At 69.3% G+C, this 277-nt stretch carries 1 protein-coding gene; it reads right to left on the bottom strand.

The window, feature by feature from the left end; all coding sequences use genetic code 11:
* Positions 1–37: 37 nt before the first annotated feature.
* The coding region (locus K7G61_RS36175) for a cellulose-binding domain-containing protein (RefSeq protein ID WP_263985276.1) at positions 38–277 on the bottom strand (240 nt) is incomplete at its 5' end.

Here is a 277-nt window from a genome sequence, read left to right as displayed (position 1 = left end):
GGTGTGGTCCCGGCCGGCGGCGATACGGGCTTCGGGTTCAGCCGGTGGTGCAGGTGGTGCCGTTGAGGGTGAAGGCGGTGGGGGCGGCGTCGTTGCTGGTCCAGGTGCCCTGGAAGCCGAAGGAGACGTTGGCGCCGGGGGAGATGGTGCTGTTGTAGGACATGTTCTTGGCGGTGGCCTGGGAGCCGCTCTGGGTGACGGTGGCGTTCCAGGCGCTGGTGACCTTGGTGTCGCCGGGGAAGGCGAAGCCCACGGTCCAGCCGTTCACGGCGGTGGT

This window comes from Streptomyces sp. HPF1205 (assembly GCF_020400825.1).
GTDB lineage: Bacteria > Actinomycetota > Actinomycetes > Streptomycetales > Streptomycetaceae > Actinacidiphila.
Note: the sequence above shows the minus strand (reverse complement) of the source record. Positions and strands in the feature narration are given on the sequence as shown.